Origin of the sequence: Microcoleus sp. PH2017_34_RAT_O_A (assembly GCF_020737885.1) — a bacterium.
Classification (GTDB): domain Bacteria; phylum Cyanobacteriota; class Cyanobacteriia; order Cyanobacteriales; family Microcoleaceae; genus Microcoleus.
Genome location: NZ_JAEQDD010000108.1, coordinates 1 through 18,204, shown reverse-complemented (window position 1 = coordinate 18,204; position 18,204 = coordinate 1). Strand labels below are relative to the sequence as shown.

At 44.8% G+C, this 18,204-nt stretch carries 19 protein-coding genes; 9 read left to right on the top strand and 10 right to left on the bottom strand.

What is annotated here, in order from left to right; genetic code table 11:
- Positions 1–26: 26 nt before the first annotated feature.
- The 3 genes from JGK11_RS27870 to JGK11_RS27860 all read right to left on the bottom strand — a co-directional run bounded on the left by JGK11_RS27870 (position 27) and on the right by JGK11_RS27860 (position 2,020).
- Positions 27–344, bottom strand: a complete 318-nt coding sequence (locus JGK11_RS27870; RefSeq protein WP_293213739.1) for an MOSC N-terminal beta barrel domain-containing protein — start codon at positions 342–344, stop codon at positions 27–29.
- Between the two features lie 217 nt (positions 345–561).
- Positions 562–861: a putative quinol monooxygenase gene (locus tag JGK11_RS27865; protein WP_293183860.1), complete on the bottom strand. Its 300-nt coding sequence runs from the start codon at positions 859–861 to the stop codon at positions 562–564.
- A 481-nt stretch (positions 862–1,342) separates the two neighbouring features.
- Entirely contained in the window at positions 1,343–2,020 is a 678-nt protein-coding gene (locus JGK11_RS27860; RefSeq protein ID WP_293183857.1) for a hypothetical protein, read from the bottom strand.
- Between the two features lie 263 nt (positions 2,021–2,283).
- Here JGK11_RS27860 and JGK11_RS27855 point away from each other — a divergent pair, with 263 nt between their 5' ends.
- Entirely contained in the window at positions 2,284–2,766 is a 483-nt protein-coding gene (locus JGK11_RS27855; RefSeq protein WP_293191394.1) for a hypothetical protein, read from the top strand.
- Between the two features lie 145 nt (positions 2,767–2,911).
- On the opposite strand, the gene JGK11_RS27850 is transcribed toward JGK11_RS27855, so the two are convergent.
- Together JGK11_RS27850 and JGK11_RS27845 are read right to left on the bottom strand one after the other, a co-directional pair.
- Entirely contained in the window at positions 2,912–3,415 is a 504-nt protein-coding gene (locus tag JGK11_RS27850) for a hypothetical protein (protein ID WP_293183853.1), read from the bottom strand.
- 166 nt (positions 3,416–3,581) lie between these two features.
- Positions 3,582–3,731 carry a hypothetical protein gene (locus JGK11_RS27845; protein ID WP_293191391.1) on the bottom strand — a complete coding sequence of 50 codons (150 nt, stop codon included), beginning with the start codon at positions 3,729–3,731 and terminating at the stop codon, positions 3,582–3,584.
- Positions 3,732–3,858: 127 nt separating this feature from the next.
- On the opposite strand from JGK11_RS27845, the gene aroA reads away from it, so the two are divergent.
- Positions 3,859–5,214: a 3-phosphoshikimate 1-carboxyvinyltransferase gene (gene aroA / locus JGK11_RS27840; RefSeq protein WP_293213736.1), complete on the top strand. Its 1,356-nt coding sequence runs from the start codon at positions 3,859–3,861 to the stop codon at positions 5,212–5,214.
- A 216-nt stretch (positions 5,215–5,430) separates the two neighbouring features.
- Here aroA and JGK11_RS27835 read toward each other — a convergent pair whose 3' ends face one another.
- Positions 5,431–5,865, bottom strand: a complete 435-nt coding sequence (locus JGK11_RS27835; RefSeq protein WP_293197819.1) for a CAAD domain-containing protein — start codon at positions 5,863–5,865, stop codon at positions 5,431–5,433.
- Between the two features lie 196 nt (positions 5,866–6,061).
- Positions 6,062–7,066: a 2-hydroxyacid dehydrogenase gene (locus JGK11_RS27830; RefSeq protein WP_293197821.1), complete on the bottom strand. Its 1,005-nt coding sequence runs from the start codon at positions 7,064–7,066 to the stop codon at positions 6,062–6,064.
- A 244-nt stretch (positions 7,067–7,310) separates the two neighbouring features.
- Between JGK11_RS27830 and JGK11_RS27825 the strand changes: the two genes are divergently transcribed.
- Positions 7,311–8,315, top strand: coding sequence for an ion transporter (locus JGK11_RS27825; RefSeq protein WP_293183844.1), 1,005 nt, complete (start codon positions 7,311–7,313; stop codon positions 8,313–8,315).
- 138 nt (positions 8,316–8,453) lie between these two features.
- Here JGK11_RS27825 and JGK11_RS27820 read toward each other — a convergent pair whose 3' ends face one another.
- The 3 genes from JGK11_RS27820 to JGK11_RS27810 form a co-directional block, all read right to left on the bottom strand.
- A complete protein-coding gene (locus JGK11_RS27820; RefSeq protein WP_293183842.1) occupies positions 8,454–9,188 on the bottom strand; it encodes an ABC transporter ATP-binding protein in 735 nt (244 codons plus the stop codon).
- A 154-nt stretch (positions 9,189–9,342) separates the two neighbouring features.
- Positions 9,343–9,999 carry an energy-coupling factor transporter transmembrane protein EcfT gene (locus JGK11_RS27815; protein WP_293183840.1) on the bottom strand — a complete coding sequence of 219 codons (657 nt, stop codon included), beginning with the start codon at positions 9,997–9,999 and terminating at the stop codon, positions 9,343–9,345.
- A complete protein-coding gene (locus JGK11_RS27810; protein ID WP_293197823.1) occupies positions 9,992–10,918 on the bottom strand; it encodes an energy-coupling factor ABC transporter permease in 927 nt (308 codons plus the stop codon). Before JGK11_RS27810 ends, JGK11_RS27815 begins: the two co-directional genes overlap by 8 nt.
- Before the next feature lie 521 nt (positions 10,919–11,439).
- Between JGK11_RS27810 and JGK11_RS27805 the strand changes: the two genes are divergently transcribed.
- From JGK11_RS27805 to JGK11_RS27780, 6 genes are all read left to right on the top strand, one after another.
- Complete coding sequence (locus JGK11_RS27805; protein WP_293191387.1) at positions 11,440–12,072, top strand: hypothetical protein; 633 nt, start codon at positions 11,440–11,442, stop codon at positions 12,070–12,072.
- Positions 12,073–12,268: 196 nt separating this feature from the next.
- Complete coding sequence (locus JGK11_RS27800) at positions 12,269–12,742, top strand: hypothetical protein (RefSeq protein ID WP_293191385.1); 474 nt, start codon at positions 12,269–12,271, stop codon at positions 12,740–12,742.
- A gap of 54 nt (positions 12,743–12,796) precedes the next feature.
- Positions 12,797–13,492, top strand: coding sequence for a hypothetical protein (locus JGK11_RS27795; protein ID WP_293191383.1), 696 nt, complete (start codon positions 12,797–12,799; stop codon positions 13,490–13,492).
- Positions 13,493–13,694: 202 nt separating this feature from the next.
- Positions 13,695–15,593: a DUF3466 family protein gene (locus JGK11_RS27790; RefSeq protein ID WP_293191381.1), complete on the top strand. Its 1,899-nt coding sequence runs from the start codon at positions 13,695–13,697 to the stop codon at positions 15,591–15,593.
- 303 nt (positions 15,594–15,896) lie between these two features.
- Complete coding sequence (locus JGK11_RS27785; RefSeq protein ID WP_293153590.1) at positions 15,897–16,331, top strand: ferritin-like domain-containing protein; 435 nt, start codon at positions 15,897–15,899, stop codon at positions 16,329–16,331.
- A 391-nt stretch (positions 16,332–16,722) separates the two neighbouring features.
- Positions 16,723–17,673, top strand: a complete 951-nt coding sequence (locus tag JGK11_RS27780; RefSeq protein WP_293213735.1) for an FTR1 family protein — start codon at positions 16,723–16,725, stop codon at positions 17,671–17,673.
- Positions 17,674–18,204: the final 531 nt, after the last annotated feature.

Genomic DNA, 18,204 nt, shown 5'->3' with positions numbered 1-18,204 from the left:
GCTCAACTGCTTACCCGGTCAAGGTTTTATCCTATTTTACCTCTTGCAAGTCTACCCCCTTGACAATTTGCACTTTTTCTTAACTTGTCACAAATGGGTTGATAATGGCATTCCAAAGCTGCTAGCAGAGGCCAATCGTTTTGAACCGCCAAATATTTTTTGCTAATCCAAGACGCGCTATAGGCGGGCATCTTTGCACCTTCAAGATAATCTGTAAACAGCAGCGCAAAAGCGCGATCGCCCTTAATACCATGTCCTTTCGTTAAAGCAAACTCCGACATTGCTTGCGGTGTTAGCCCTTTAATTGGATAAGTAAATAACTGCTTGATTGTTGCTACTGTCATAAAAATCTCGGAAATTGCTACAATTTTAACTCTAACTCTTCTTCCACCTTTATTAAGGGGGTTTTATAGTAGCCATCATAGAAATTTAGGTACGTAGTTGGGCTTCAGCCCTCTTTATATGTATGTCTAAAGAGGGCTCGCATCCCAACTACGTACCTATCTGTTAGGGGGTATCGAAGATGTAGCAGACATTAATTTAACTCAACCTAAAAACCAATTAAGCTAACAATTCATAGCGGCGAATATCTGGAAGCGCAACTGCTAAACCGTCTAATTTCTTCACTGCGGCTTGAATGTGAGTTGAGGCGAGATGCTGTTCGAGCAAAGCTGCACTTTCCCACTCTTCAAGGAAGGTAAAATCTGTAGGATCGGCTTGATTTTGGAGAAGTTCGTATTTGATGCAGCCTTCTTCTTGGCGAGTTGGCTCCATAATGCTCAGAAGTAGAGATTTAAGTTCTGCTACTTTGTCGGGAAAGGCTACGAGGCGCGCGATTACTCGCAAGGTTGGTGTGGACATAGAAGAAAAAATGAACAGATATGGCGATCGAATTTACCGATATTTATCGGGCAAACTCTATTAAACAGGATTTTACATAAACTAACCTAAAGAGGTCGATCGGTCAACAGCGAGCATAATCTTTCCAGGACGCGATCGAGTTTCAAAAACCCCCTTTATTCCGAAATTCTTCGTTACCAACCGCAGAACTTCGTATAAACCCGGTTTCTTTGTATATTTGAACCCACAAGTAAGTCCACCTAATTAAATCTACAATACGGATCGCTAAAAAGCTTGCTGTTTATGTCTTTCTCCCTCTTCCAACTGTCAACTATCAACTGTCAACTGTCAACTGTCAACTGTCAACTGTCAACAACTGTCAACTGTCAACAACTGTCAACTGTCAACTGTCAACAACTGTCAACTGTCAACTGTCAACTGTCAACTGTCAACAACTGTCAACTGTCAACAACTGTCAACTGTCAACTGTCAACTGTTCCGATCAATCTTTGGGATAAAATCGCTTGTTGTCTGTAGAATATTCCCAGGCGATCGCCTCCGGGTCTTTTTCGCTACTCCACTGAGCAAACTCTGGCTTAACTTTCCATTTGCCGATCGTACTTGCATGAACCTTGAACCTGCGGGAAAGTTCTGTTTGGGTAAAAGAGATTTTGGGCTTTTGAGGAGTCTTGGTTTGAGCAATCGGAAATAAATTTGGTTTTTTCTCTTGTGCTTTTTCCCGATTTGTGGGAGGCTCTTGAACAGCTATTGCGACATTAGGTGTTTCGCTTTGAGTGACAGTGGGGGCTATTTGAAAATAATACAAAATTCCGCCTTCTTCGGTTACTTGAAAATCGGCGGCAAACTCAAGAGCCCGTTCGTCGAGATATTCTTGAACCTTTTCTCCCGGGAGTTTCGCATTCATCGCCAAATCCAAGGCCGTAACTCGCCCTTGATTTTCCTTGATCAACCTGTAGAAAACCGAGTCTAAATGAGCGAGTCTGTGTTTTTGCTGCTGCTGGTAAAGCTTGTAAGCCCAAGCAACGCCCGCTGTGGTGGCGATCGCCCAAAACATCGTTCCCGACTCGAAACTGGCAACCGCCGTCAAGCAAATAGGCAAAAGCAGGGTAAGATATCCCCAAATGCTGCCCTTCTGTAGGTTATTGCTGTTTTTGACCATAGTTCCTAAACGGCTACGTAGTTTAGTTTAGCAGAGCGTGTCTGAAAGCCGCAGGAGTGTTTTGACAGTGGATATATCGATCGCCCTTGCCAAAAAACGGATACCGTTCGACGTACCCCTGTCAAGCGATCGCTCCCAATTTTAGACCCCAGTTAAAGCCCCCAGATTCAGATCGAGGAGTAAATCTCAAATCTAAAAATGGAAAATCGACTGAAACACTCTACTACAACATCCCATAATTTACTTTTTGCAACCGAGGATTCATGTACTTTTTTCGCAAACAAATTGCCATCCTGTTCGTAGTTGTTGCTTGCTGTACGCTGACGATTAGTTGCAGCGGCGATAACCGAACTGTCCAGTGTACCAAACTTATTGCAATTGTCACCAAAGGCAACGCTCTCATCAATTTTAAGAACGGCACCTACGATGCTGCAACGAGCAAGAACTTAGCTAAAGATTTGAACCAGACAGCTAAAGAAATTGAGGCTTTGCGAATCACAGATGCAACCCTCAAAGAAATTCAGGCGCCGTCGGTTAAATTTTTCGGGGAAATGGGTCAAGGAATCGGCGACATGGGCAAAGCTCTTGAGGCAGGAAATCGGGCTTCTACAAGTATAGAAGGTCGAGAGCAAATCAAAAAAGCTAAAGCGGATATTGTCCAAGCGGGACAGCGAGCAAATCAAGCAGCCAAAGATCAAGACGCTTTGACTGAAAAACTCATTAATTATTGTAAGAGCGATCGCTAAATAGGTAATTACAAAAACAACCAGAAAATCAATTATAATATCCAGCAAGATGTTATTGTTTTTGGCGATCGCCTACATCATAACCAATGACTTCTGACTAATTACCCATTCCCAATGCCCAATGCCCAATGCCCAATTCCCAAATTTAATGATGAATTTCTAGATTCAAAATATAGGAACCGAGTTGTACTTTTTCCGACCACAACTCATATTCTAACCGCAGGTGTTCCGGTTCCGGCTTGCCTGTCAGGGTCAAGTTGCGGGTGAAGTTTCGGAGGCGCAACTGTTCGGGAGTCGCCAGCGATTCGCCCTGAAGCCAATAACGGCTCAGGCCGTACATTCCGCGTTCCCAGCAGTGGCGGTAACTGTACTTGCCGTTTCCTTGCATCGTCATAATCACTCGATAGGGCGAAACTTCCAGCCACAGCAACCGGGGTTTTGTAGTTGTGGGCAAGATCGTAACTTGCTCGCCAGATGTGTCAGATGCGTCGGAAAATTGCCGATCGAGTATTGCTGGTTCGTGCAACAACAAGTGAAAGCGATCCCGGTCTTTTTGATACAGGGTACCAGCGGTTTCAACAACTGACCACAAAGGTAAATCTGTGGATACTAGCGATAAACTTACAGGCTTGCGATGATGCGTCAGCATAAATAAAAGTGTAGGAGTTATTGTGGTTCGGGCAGTTTGAGATTTTAGAGTTTTGATTTTAGATTTTAGATTTTAGATTATCTGGGCTCTAAATTCCGGAGCTTTTGGTAAAAAAATACAAAATCTACAATTCGCAGTCAGAAATATAAATTTGTTCAGTCCAAAGTCAATTATCCGATCGATAACTCAGAGCTGAACCTGAAATCTCAGCAGATATACGGACTGTAATTGTGAAATTCAGGTAAAACCCGTACAGTTGCATCTCCTCTCCCCTGTAGCCGATCGCAGTTTTAGCAAATAATGGAACTGTATCCACCTGCTCCCAACCCTTATGCAGTCTGTCATTCCCCAATCTAAAATTTAAAATCTAAAATCTAAAATGGTATGACTTATGACTGGGAAAAGGTTAGGATAGCTAACGCCGTCCCATCCTAGTCTATCTCATGCAAGCTGCCATTATAACTACTTCGCCCAAGAGCGAAAGTCAAACTTTAAGCATTCAAAAACCTGCCTCGGGCTTGTCGCTGCGAGGCAGGATTCGAGTTCCGGGCGATAAGTCGATTTCTCACCGCGCTTTGATGTTGGGTGCGATCGCCCGCGGTGAAACTACAATTGAGGGACTGCTGCTAGGAGAAGACCCCCGCAGCACTGCTAAATGTTTCTCCCTTCTGGGAGCCTCCGTTTCGGAACTCAACGAGGAACGGGTGACTGTCCGGGGCGTTGGAATTGGTGAGTTACAGGAGCCTCTGGAAGTCTTGGACGCGGGTAATTCCGGCACGACGATGCGGTTGATGTTGGGAATTTTAGCCTCTCATCCGGGGCGTTTTTATGCGGTAACGGGTGACAGTTCTTTGCGATCGCGCCCCATGTCACGCGTAATTAAGCCGCTGCAACAAATGGGCGCGCAAATTTGGGGTAGAAAGAGCAATTCTTTAGCTCCTTTAGGGATACTCGGACAGCAGTTAAAAGGGATTCACTACCATTCGCCGATCGCCTCAGCTCAAGTTAAATCCTGCATTTTGCTAGCCGGTTTGATGGCTGATGGAGATACTACAGTCACAGAACCCTCTCTGTCGCGGGATCACAGCGAGCGGATGCTGCGGGCGTTTGGAGCTAAATTGAGCGTCGATCCAGAAACTTGTAGCGTGACAGTCAGTGGCCCAGCGCAACTGCAAGGACAGAATGTAATTGTACCGGGAGATATTAGTTCGGCGGCATTTTGGCTAGTTGCTGGGGCGATCGTCCCAGGTTCCGAACTCGTAGTCGAAAATGTCGGTGTCAATCCCACTCGTACAGGTATTTTGGAAGCTTTGGAGATGATGGGGGCGGACATTGAACTGCAAAATCAGCGAGATGCTGCGGGGGAACCGGTAGCAGATATCTTGGTTCGCTCTTCCCCACAGTTGCGGGGATGCACCATTGCTGGCGACTTAATTCCCCGACTGATTGACGAAATCCCCATTTTGGCAGTAGCCGCAGCCTTTGCGTCGGGTACTACCATCATTCGAGATGCGGCCGACTTGCGAGTCAAAGAGAGCGATCGGCTCGCCGTGACTGCTGCGGAGCTCAACCGCATGGGAGCCCAAATTACCGAGTTACCCGACGGTTTGGAAATTACCGGGGGGACTCCGTTAACTGGCGCGGATGTTGACAGCTACACCGATCACAGAATAGCGATGAGTTTGGCGATCGCAGCCCTCAACGCTACAGGTATTACTAACATTCACCGGGCCGAAGCCGCTGCCATTTCCTACCCCGACTTTACCGCCACTTTGCAACAAGTTTGCCATCCGAATTGAGAGGGGGAGAGGGGAAGATTTGGAAAATATTCCCGGGAGTATGTCATTTTTTCAAAAAACATTTTTTTACAGTGCTGTCCCCGCTCGCGATCAGGGACAGCACTACATACAAATGCAAAACTGAGATGCTCTCAATATTCCCTTTTCCTTCTGTCAACCCTTCTCTAAGCGAGCTGTCAACTGTCAACTGTCAACTGTCAACTGTCAACTGTCTAATTAAGAATCTTGACCGACAACTTGTTCTTTTAAAGAATCAATTTCCGTCAACAACTCTTTGCGGCTAGTAGCATTGAGCAAATAGCGGTAAACAAACCAACCCGTATATCCGATACCAATCAACTCAAAAAATGGAGCTACCAAAGGGACATCATTAAGAGCATCTAAAACTCCCAGCGTTACCTTAATACTAATAGCGCCTGCCAGGATTAAACCAATAGTTATCAGAGGTTTTTGATATTCAACAAAAAAGGTTGAGAGATAAGCTGGAAGCTCGGACAAAATTGTGAGAATTTGATCTTTAATATCTTGGGACTGGCTCCCTGGAGTTTCTGAGGTCATTGTAGTGATGACCCCTGGCTGGTCACTCACTAGGTCTACTGTCACAACTTCAGTGATAGTTTGCGTGTCGTCAGAAAAGTTAGCTTGGGTCATGGGATAATTCCTCCGTTGTCAAGTAAAATTGCACGCTTTGAGTTGCTGCCAATATAATTATCTGGCAATTAGCAAAGCATTCAGGCTGCTGGGGCTAATTGATGAGATTAAGGCAGAGCTTCACCAATTGCAAGCAAAAATAACGATATGGGTTGATTTTAAACAATTGCCTCCGTTGACAAATCGCTCTTTTGACTCATTTTTTCACTTCCCTGAGGTCGATTTGATTGGGACAAGTGCGCCCTTGTTCAAAATCGGTGATATTGCCGATCGTGGTTTCAGCGATATTTTGCAACGCTTCCTCGGTGAAAAAAGCTTGATGTCCGGTAATCAGGACGTTGGGAAAAGTCAGCAAGCGCTGAAATACGTCGTCTTGAATCACCTGATTTGACAAATCCTCAAAAAACAGATCCGTCTCTTGTTCGTAAACATCTAAGCCGAGGTAGCCAATTCTACCAGACTTCAGTCCTTTGGTAACAGCTTTAGTGTCGATCAACTGACCGCGACTGGTATTGATCAACATCATCCCCGGTTTCATTTGCCCGATCGCCTCTGCACCGATTAAATGATAAGTTTCTGGTATCAGCGGACAGTGGAGGCTGACAATATCAGAGTTGGCGAACAGTTGGGCCAGCGCCACGTATTCCATCCCCAAGGCTAAGCAATCGGGGTTTGGGGAAACATCGTATCCCAGCAAGCGACAGCCGAATCCGTGCAGAATTTTGGCAGTTAGCGCGCCTATTTTGCCAGTTCCGACGATTCCCACCGTTTTACCGTGGAGGTCAAAACCCAACAAGCCGTCTAGGGCAAAATTCCCTTCGCGGACTCGGTTGTAGGCGCGGTGGATTTTGCGGTTGAGGGACAAAATCATTGCGACTGCGTGTTCGGCGACGGCGTAGGGAGAATAAGCGGGAACTCGGAGAAGAGTTAAGCCTAAATCGCGGGCTGCGGCTAAATCGACGTGATTGAATCCGGCCGATCGCAAAGCCAACAACCGAACACCATTTTGGGCGATCGCCTGGAGCGTTTTTGCGTCCAAAGAGTCGTTAACGAAGGCGCAGACTGCCGGAAATCCAGCAGTCAGAACGCTAGTTTCCAGGTTCAGGCGCGGTTCAAAAAACACCAACTCGTGTTTGTCGGCGTTGGCTGCTGTCAGAAAAGTGCGATCGTAGGATTTGGTGCTGAATACGGCTACCTTCATGATGTTTGCCTGCAAATCCAGTAATAGTTGGCGATTCCTTCCAGATTAACTCTAAATTTTACTAAAATGCCGTTGCCCCAAACCACCCACTTTCCCCGATCAATATGGAGTTTTGCAACGAAAACATCTCTGAAATAACCAGATTTTTAGCCCTCCTCACAAATCCTACTGACGTTTTCAAAAAAACTTCTTAAGCTATGGTAAAGGGCGAGCATGAATTGCTAATTGTTTAGGAGAAACTCAGGTGCAAAAACAACTCAGACCAATAATTCATGAAATCTTAGAAGGTTCAGAGCGTAGCAATTTATACAGCTTAGCAGGCAATATTATTATCACTGGTTTGATTCTGATAAATGTTGCAGCTTTTATTGCTTCTACTTCCCCCAGTTTCTCCCAAGAACAAAAAAGTATTCTAGAAAAGATCGAAATTGTTGCATCCTTAGTATTTACAATAGAATATGGTTTGAGGCTGTGGGTATGTACAGTAGATCGCAGATATAGCCACCCGCTTTGGGGAAGATTGAGATACAGTCTGACACCACTAAGTCTAATAGATTTAGTTTCAATATTGCCATTTTTTACAGTGCTGTTATTTCCCGAGTTAAGCTTCATCAATTTAATTCGCCTGTTGCGTTTGTTACGGCTGCTAAAAATGAGCCGTTATTCACACTCAGTGCGAACTATGGGAGCAGTATTGTACGCAAAAAAAGAAGAATTAATCGCCACAGCTTTTGCAGTTTTCATTCTGTTAATATTTGCCTCTAGCATCATGTATTTTGTTGAATACGAAGCGCATCCCAAAGCTTTTGGGAGTATCCTCGATTCAATGTGGTGGGGAGTTGTGACATTGACGACTGTCGGCTACGGCGATATTTATCCTATCACTCCTTTAGGTAAATTTTTAGGAGCAATTTTAGCATTTTTGGGAATCGGGATTTTTGCGCTACCCGCAGGGATAATTGCTTCTGGTTTTTCCGAGGAAGTGCAAAGGAGAAAACAGGAAAGAATTGGGGCAAACTTAGACCAATCTGCTAATTGTCAATCGGTACCAATGCTCGGGGAAGTCGAGATTGGTTTTGAAGAACAGCAAAGGGCGATCGCGCTTTACGTCGAAAGTTCCGCCGACTTAATGCAAATGTGCATCAACTCGGCGAAACAGAAATTAGGAAGTCATATTGAGAATGAAGAAGTTCTTCGGGATTTAGCTATTCATCTGTACAACGAGACTGTTCGCAAATTCCAGCTTTAATCAAAGCCATTGACAGTTGACAGTTGACAGTTGACAGTTGACAGTTGGTTCAAATTACCAATGACTAATGACTAATGACTAATGACTAATGACTAATGACTAATGACCAATGACCAATGACTAATGACTAATTACTAATTACCAATCTGGCGGTAAATTGTAATATTCAAGAGTCGATCGATCTTTGAGCAATTCTTGAGTTTGTTCATCCACCCGAATCTGACCATCAGCCAAGACTAACGCCCTTTGAGTCGTTTTCCCAATCCAGTTCAAATCGTGGGAAGCGATCAAAATTACCTCGATCGGCAATTGCGACAAAACCTTAGCCAAATGCCTCCGCCACGACGGATCTAGTCCATTTGTAGGCTCATCCAAAATTAAAATTGCCGGCTCTAATGCTAAAATTGCAGCTAATGCTGCCAACCTTCTTTGACCCCCAGAAAGCTCGTGGGCCGAACGGTTGGCAAATTCAACCAAACGGAATTCGTCTAATAGTGCTAAAGCCCGATCGCGCGCAACTCCCTCTGGTACTCCATAATTGCGTGGCCCGAACATCACATCCTCTAAAATAGTCGGCATAAATAGCTGGTCATTCGCATCTTGAAAACAAAATCCAATCTGCTTACGCGCTTCCGATAAAGTTGCCTGTTCCAGCTTAGTTCCCTGCACTCTCACCTCGCCAGATTGTGGCATTTTTAAGCCGATTAAATTTTCCAGCAAAGTGCTTTTTCCAGCGCCTGTCAAACCAAGTAAGGCAACTCTTTCTCCCGGTTGTAAGGTGAAGGAAATTCCTTGCAATACAGGTTTTTGCTGCGGATATCCGAATACTAAGTCTTGTACTTCGATTGTTGGCACAACTTTGAGATTAGTCAATTTTATTTACCTCAATTTTAGGATTAAGAGTATTTAGCCGCAGAGACCGCAGAGGGCGCAGAGAGGGAAAGAGAAAAGGAAGAAGCAAGAGGGAAGAAGTAACAATTACCAATTACCAATTACCAATTACCAATTACCAATTACCAATTACCAATTACCAATTACCGTAAGAAGCTATTGTTAATCCGGCTGCGGTTAAAATCGTGACTGTCAGCCAGAGTCGCTCTTTTGGTGTTGATTTTGAGTCGGCGGGCAAACTGCCTTTGTAGCCACGAATCATCATGGCTGCGTGGACTCTCTCGGCGCGATCGAGACTTCGCAAATAAAGCGCTCCTATCATCGAAGCACTGGCGTATCTCAGCCATCCCACGCTACCCGACAAACCTCGCAGTTGAGCGGATCGTTTCATCCGGTTGACTTCTGCGAGCAATATTTCTAAGTATTGTCCAGCTAAAAGCACAATCTCTTGTAAGCCTGCTGGTAGGGGCAATCCTTTCAGGGCAATTCCGAAGCTGTGTGGCGGCAAAGTTAGCAGAAAACTGTTCATAACTAGCAAGCAAATGAGGGAACGCAGCAACAGAAAACTCGCTCGTTCCCAACCTTGTGGTAGCACTAATAAGGAGAGGAAAATTAATTCTGCTCCTAATAGTTGCAGCAGGGTTCGCAGCGGTGCTTTCAGCCAAAGTGACCAAAAAAGTGCGATCGCCCCATAAATGCCCAGCCACAGCCAAGCACCTGTCTTCATAAAACCAATCCCAATCACAATTGTGAGAGACAGTCGCAATCGAAAAGGTATGGAAAGTTTAAGCATCTTTAGATTTCACCAACTGAGCAATCCCAAAAGCCGTACCGAAACAAATAGCAGAGCCTAAAACTCCAGCAATGCTAGTACCTATTGGTTGTTCTTCTAATCCTTTAACACCGTAACCAGCGAGAGGAGTTGGAATCTCAATCGCCACAGCTTCTTTATCTTTAAAACCGTATTGTTCTGCTACCGCTTCTAACCCATCAGGCCAACTTGAAGCAAACAATGAAAGCACGCCACTAATTAATAACACCCCAATTACTGGCACTAACCATTTCTGTAATTGTGGCTGTTCTCCTGGTAACAAATCCGGCCGTACTTTCACGAGATAAGTTAAAACACCGCCTGTAATTAGCCCTTCACCAATCCCAATTAAAATATGAATACCTACCATTGCTGGCAATGCGATATTCAGCTCTACTGTGCCCGAAATTGCCAATTCAATCGCCACACAAATCGAAGCAGCAACAACGCTGAGAGCGGCTGCAATCCCCGCAGCTAGCGGCAAACGATTTCTGGAACCTCCCAATAGTTGCTGCAATGGCTGCAACAGCCACCAACCCACCCAAATTCCGACTAGCCCCATATTAAAAATATTCGCTCCCAGTGCGGTGATGCCCCCATCCGCAAACAAGACGCTCTGAATTATAAAAACCGTACTCATCGCCAGAGTTGCCGCCCAAGGGCTACCCAAAACCACGGAAGCTAGTGCGCCTCCCAACAAGTGCCCGCTGGTGCCACCTGCTACAGGAAAGTTAATCATCTGGGCCGCAAACACAAAAGCCGTGGTTAAACCCATGACTGGAGCTTGTCGCAACCCAAGACTGGCGCGGGTTCGATTTAGGGCAACTGCAATAAATGCTGCGCTTGCTATGCCCGTGGCAATTGCTACGGGCGGTGAAAGAAAACCATCAGGTATGTGCATCGATATCTCCAAAACATGAGAACTCCCAACCTTTTAGTCAACTATTTTTTACAAAACTTTACAATCCCCTCTGGGGGGATTTTTGCCGATTTTGGTTTCAGAAGCCACGTATTATCGGCTTTTTGATAACTATTATCAATAATTCGCGATCGACCTGGCAGTAAAATCCCTGAAGAATCAAGCTTTGACGCAAATCTTAAAATAAAATTAACAAAAGACTAAAAGTCAATAATGTCCCTTATTATCTGTTCTTGAGAATTAGTTGCATTACTTGCTTTCTAAAAGAAGCGGTAGAAATGCCGAGTAAGCAGTAAAAGTAAAAGTTTTGGGTGCTCTAAAAACTAAAAAGCCGGATTCTATTGCTAGTTAATGTCCTTTTAGCAGTATTTTAAGGCGATCGATCGCGTGAATGTGCGATCGACTCCTCCGCACGGCTTGTATTCTCAAGAAAGTCAAAATACTAATGCAACTATTCTCAAATACGTTCCCGAACAATCCAAACTCAATGAGGCCCGATAGCGGTGCAAAATTCAATCGAAAAATCAACTACCGATTTAGTTCCATCTGAATTTCCCAGACAATTAGATATTGCTCAAGTTTCTGTCTACGGGCTGAGCATTTTATCCGCTGGTTTATTTCTGTTTATGCCTTTCGTTAACCTACTCCATCCCAGCCCTTGGCAGCGATGGATGGGAACCATTCACGGCATGGGTTCAATGTTGGCATTAGTAGTCATGGCTTATACCGGACACTTAGCATTTCCCTTGCTACGGGGAGTCGGTAAAATCTTGCCACAAATGCGTACATTAGCCTTTTGGTCAACTCTTTTGAGTTTTTTAGCCATTGCTACCGGCAACTTATCATATATGCGCTATCGAGCAGGCGCAGATTTTGGCGGAGCTCGTGCTTGGCTGAAATCAAACTCGCCTTTAGTCCAGTACATTTTGATGGAATATCACGAATTTACCGTGCTATTTACATTGCCATTAGCAGTAGCTTGTACCTGGATTTTGTGGTACTACGGCGACTCAATTTTAGACAAAAAAAATCGCCCAGTTTTAACAGCTACTTGTGTAGCTTTGATGGGAATCATGTTTTTTGCAATGGGCGGCATGGTGAGCGGACTTGGTGTTGCCAAAATTCGCGCTCTCTAGTAAATAGTTAGTTTATCTAAGATTTTGCACTATTCGCAATAATCTTTTTATGTGCGGGCTAGAAGCCCACCCCACAAGAAAATTTATTTTTTGTGGAACAGGCATCTTGCCTGTTGACATAGAATATTTTTCTGCGGTTATTTGACACTATTAGCAACAGCTAATGAGCAATTCCCAAACTTAGGAGATTTTAGCAATGACCAGACAATTATCCCGCCAAAATCATGCGGATAATGAACCTTTCTACGGGAAATTTTGGAATAATTTAAAACGATTCCCGAAAAGCTTAGCTGAGGGAGCCGAAACTCCGCCTAGCAATTCTGGCCCGGCTGCTGCTGCATTAATTAGTGCTGGCATTGGCTGTTTTGTCATGATGGTAACTCACCACTTGTCCGACACATCCAAAGCCACAGAAAAAATTGTTTGGAATATTGGCAGTTGGATTCCCGGAAGCAAGAGTGATAGCGAATTGTGGGGAAATATCGGCAGTTACACGGGCAAAGAAACTATGTTACTTGTTGGCTGGCTTATCAGTTGGCCAATACTGTATGCGATTTGGAAGAATAAGAGTGTGAAAAGCCGCACCATATTTTTCTGGATGTTTGCTTTGTTAGTAGCTTCCACAGCTATGTCTTGGCATCCTTTATTCCCCTATTTGCCGTTAATTTAAGTAATACGAGGTTTGATGATGGAAACAAAAAGTAAGCCACTCCCGGCGAGGGAGATGCACAAATTCGTTTGGGGTTGTGTAGGAGTTTTTACACTTGTATGCGTGACTTATCCAATTGCCATGTGGCGCGTCACTCAAATGGAAAAGTTTCGTGGTATTTACGTCAAGTCTTTGACAATTGAGGGGAAAGATCCCGCTAAGGTAGCAGATGTTAATGCTGTTGCTAATAAACCGGCGGAGCCAGCTATGGCGACTAGCACAACACCTCCGGCTTTAGCTGTTGATAGCACAAAAAAACTGCCTGAAAAGTCTCCTGAAATTGCACCTGTTGCTAATAAGTCTCCTGAAACGGCTATTGCGAGTAGCCCTACAGATAAGACTGTCCAAGCATTGCCTGTGTCAGCAGGTAAGCAGGAAGTTCAGGCGGTTGAGGTCACTAATCAGACAGCGGAAATTACCGATCGCACCAAACTAGATGAGTTAGCTCTCAAAGTGTACGATCGCATAAATCAGACTTGGCAAGCTACTCCCACATTCACTCAAAATCTAGTCTATCGAGTCACTGCAAGTCAAGACGGGGCGATCGGCAACTTCGAGCCCCTCAACCAACCAGCCAAGGATTACACCCAAGAAACCCCCCTGCCAAATATGCTGAAGTCTTCCCAGACAGGCAGCACCAAGGCGACAGTACCCGCAGCTAAGTTTACGGTAGTATTCGCTCCTAGCGGAGTATTGGAAGTTAACCCGTAAAACTAATATTAGTCATTTACTGGATAGGGCGAACCTTTAGTCATTGCAAAAGGTTTGAGATTTTTCCAGTGCGGCATCGACTCAATTCTCATCAGGTTTTTTCGAGATTATAGCATCAATCTTGATCCCAAAGTCTAACTTCAGGGTGTAGTTTTACACGCGCTCAAATACAACCCAAACATACATATCAAAGGAGTTTCTAATGGTTCCCGATAACTTGTTGAATACATCATTTCCCCTGTTTCCCAATACTGCTATTGCAGACTTAGGAATATCCAGTGACTTGTCGCAGTTGAATAGTCTGATTGCAAAGTCGATTGGCTCACCCAGCACCCTCAATTCAGAAAGAACCGCCAGCGAAATTAAACTACTAGATAATGACAGCCTAATCACAGGCGATGGCAGCGGTACACTTTTTGCAGGCACTGGTAAAGACATCATCAATGCCGGGGCAAAAGCCACCAGCATCTTCGCTAGCGAAGGTAATAAAAGCATCGTCGGCAGCCCAGGTGACGATACCATCTACGCTCAAACAGGCAATGACATCATCAATGCCGGAGAAGGTAACAACCGCGTCTTCGCAGGCAAAGGCAACAACCGCGTGGTTACAGGTAGTGGCAACGATTTCGTCACCGCAGGTAGTGGCAACGACCAAATCTACACCGGTGCCGGCGATGACAACATCAACGCAGGCGACGGCGATAACTTGATCAAACCAGGAACTGGCAACGATACAGTTTCCCTTGGCAATGGTAGCGATCAAATCGTTCTCGAAGCAGGCCCTGGTTCCGTTACCATATCTGGATTTAATGGGAGTACAGATAAACTGCGCTTAGGCGACAGCCTCGCGGGCCAATTCCTCTCCTTTGTCACCGAAATGGGCAACACCCTAATCAAAGCCGGAGATGACTTGTTGGCAACCATCAAAGACGTAGCTACGGGAGTACAAAAAGCTCTCCTTTCCAACGATATCCCGCTGTACCGCTACCAGGCTATTGACCTAGGTTCGATCGCACCCACAGGCAATGCCACCCAAGCTAATGCTATTAACGACAAAGGACAAATAGTTGGTCGTTCCCAAACCACCGAAGTAAGTGGCACAGGCTTCCGCAATCAAGGATTTGTTTGGGAAAATGGGGAGTTCAAGCCACTGACTAGCACTGGCATCAAAAATGGCGGCGGTGACAATACCGGAAAAGAGGTTACTCAGCGCGGTGGTGGCGGCTTTACTGCGGCCATCAATGATCTAGGTGCGATCGCCGGTACAAGCGATGAATTTGCCGGTCGAGCCACAGACCGCGGCTTGCTGTGGCAAAGGGAGGCTGGTGGCGATTACACCCTACAAATCACCGATTTGGGTGGTGTTGAAAGCTACTTCTTCGACATCAACAACAAAAACGAAATTGCTGGCCGCCACATCTACGGGCCCGGTTCTACCTCAACAGCCTCAAATCGCACCCGCGCCTTTTATTCAAGCGAAGGTTTCATCAACCCCCTGCCAGATTTGGGCGGTGACACAGGTAGAGCGGTTGGAATTAACAATAAGAGTGTAATTGTCGGCGAAGTTGACAGTGACGGACTCAACGACAAGACCGTAAACACTGCGGCGTTGTGGGAAAAAGGCGCAGACGGTAAATATAAACTAACCAACCTCGGCACCTTTGGGGCAGAACAAGCCACTCTCCGTGACATCAACGATAGCGGTCAAATCATCGGTAGTACGAGCGGTGGCACTGGGGCTACAGCCACAAGCTCACCCTTCCTCTTGCAAAACGGTCAAAAAATCAACATCGGCAGCCTTGGCGGTGCAACCGGTGCCGCCGCTGGCATCAACCAATTCGGTCAAGTGGTCGGCGTCTCCCAGAATTCGAGCCTTCAAAACCGCGCTTTTGTCTGGAACAACGGCACTATCAAAGACTTGAACAGTTTGATCCTCACAAATCCGAGCTTTGGCGGCTCGAATGTGACATTAACTAACGCTACTGGCATCAATAACTTTGGCGATATTTCTGCCTATGGCAGTTACACCTACAGAGATGCGAAGGGCGTAAACCAAACAGGAACTCGCGCTTATCTGCTGAAGGCATTGGTGACGACTTAAATAATCAGTCGAAGTACAAACGCAGATACTTTTTGGGTATCTGCGTTTTTCTGTGTGCATGTGGGGTTAAAAAATTCCTTTATTTCTGATAATTATAATAATTATCAGAAATGTCAAAAATGCTAAGTTAAAACGATGTACTGAGGGCGGGAGCGATCGATAACTTTTTCCTCTTCCAATCGAGACATTAGCCGCGTGACGGTAATCCGAGTTTTGCATTCGATATTGCTATATTGCTATTAAATTAAAAAATGTGATATTATGACAACTGCTCTTGACTGCATCTTAGATCGAAAATAGCAAATGAAAGAACTCGACGAGAAAAAAACCCAAGAACTGCTATGCACCATCATGGAATGGGAACTAGCAGGAGTAGTGCGCTACACCCACTATGCACTAATGGTGACAGGGCCAAACCGAATTCCCATCGTGCAGTTTTTTCAAGCACAAGCAACCGAATCCCTACTCCACGCCCAACAAGCCGGAGAAATTTTAACAGGTTTAGACGGACATCCCAGCCAAAAAATTGCCCCCATCGAAGAAACATACAAACACTCCATCAAAGACTTGTTGGAAGAAAGTTTAAATCACGAGAAAAAAGCGCTTAAAAAGTATAAATCCTTACTAGAAGTCGTCACAGACTCCAGCGTTTATCTCGAAGAATACGCCCGCACTCTAATTGGACAAGAAGAATTGCACCAAGTGGAACTCAAAAAAATGCTGCGGGATTACAGTTGATTTAGTCATTAGTCGTAGGGTGCGTCGGTACAAAGAATCACTCAAAAAAAATAGACAATCTCAAAGCGACGCACCTTACCATTCGTCATTGTCATTAGTTACTCCAGAACCGCCTTAAGAGTATCTATAGCGTATCTAGCTCTCATATTCGCGGACGTTGTTGGGAAGAGATCCCTATACGTTCAAGGGTTATAATAACCTGTCAGTCATACCTCATCTTTTTGAGAAAGGCTATAAGTCCTTCTCTTAGTTTCTATTCCTTCACGCCCTAGCGCTTACGCGCGGCTTCGCCTAACGCGCCTTCGCGGATCAATAAATTGATATTCTGCCAGCGCTAAAATAAAAGTTGCTAAAGACTAAACACTAACTACAAATTAGCAGTTATCAAAAAATGAACTTTACTGAAGCCATCCCAACCTTTGTAATTACTCTCCGTGAAGGCGTAGAAGCCGCCTTAGTCGTCGGAATTGTCCTAGCTTGCTTGAAAAAAGCCGACCAAACTCACCTCAATTCTTGGGTTTATGCAGGTATCGCAGCCGGCATTGCTGCTAGCGGTTTTGTCGGTGTTTTATTCAATGGATTGCTCGCAGCACTATCGACATCAAATCAGCCTTACGCACCCGTAATTAAACAGCTATTAGAAGGCGTATTGGGAATTTTTGCGATCGCCATGCTAAGCTGGATGCTAATTTGGATGACTCAGCAAGCCCGCTTTCTCAAAGCCGAAGTTGAAGGCGCACTTACCGCAGCTTTAAAATCAAACACGAATGCTGGCTGGGGCGTATTCGGCTTGATTTTTATCGCCGTACTTCGCGAAGGTTTTGAAACAGTTATATTTATCAGCGCTCAATTTCAACAAGGTTTAACTCCAGCTTTAGGTGCTGTGGGCGGTTTGCTTGGGGCTGCAATCATTGGTTCCCTAATTTTTAAATGGGGTGTCAAAATCGATATCCGCCAGTTTTTCAAATTTATGGGAATCTTATTATTGCTAATCGTCGCCGGTTTAGCAGTCTCTGCACTCAAACATTTTGACGCCTCCGCTGCCATTTTGTCCCAGACGGATAGCCAGTATGCAGCAATTTGTGTTTTTTACGATCGCACTGCACAACTCCACTCTTGTATTTTAGGCCCGATGGTGTGGAATGCAGCGGGAGTTTTGCCCGATCGACAATTTCCGGGAGTGATTCTCAAAGCGCTCTTTGGATACCGCGATCGAATCTATCTTTTGCAAGCTGTTGGTTATACAATATTCTTACTAACAGTCGGCGGTCTTTACTTCCAAAAATTAACCCCTCAACCGACTCTTCCTACCAAAAATACTCAGCCTGCTCCCCCTCAGTAGCCTTAGCCTTGCTAGCAGTTTTTATCCTTTGCTTGGCTGCTCCAAGGGCGATGTTCAGTTGACAGTTGACAGTTGACAGTTGACAGTTGACAGTTGACAGCACTTGACAAAGGAAGGAAGAGGATTGGAGTAATGAATCGTCTTCTTTTGATTTCTCAAGGGCGATCGGGCGGGCGGGCTTTCAACCAATTCTTTATGGTAAAAAAATAATTGAAAAAAAATCACCCCAAATTTTCAGGTTGCGGGATTGATTGTTTGACTTATGTATGATACTATTTGATAATGGGAATATTTTTTATTTTTTTGATAAATACTTATATTTCAATTATTAAATTATACAGTCAATAGCCCTGAAAAGCAAGTGGCAATCCTCAAAAAAAAGAAAGTTTTTTAACTAAACTTAACAAAATTTTAAAAGTTAACAGTTAGCCGTTAGGGACTCGCGGACAAATAAAATACCAGTCAAAATGGGATAATCGTGATATCCCATTTTGGTAAAGTTTCAGAACGTTGCCATGAGGGCAAATATTG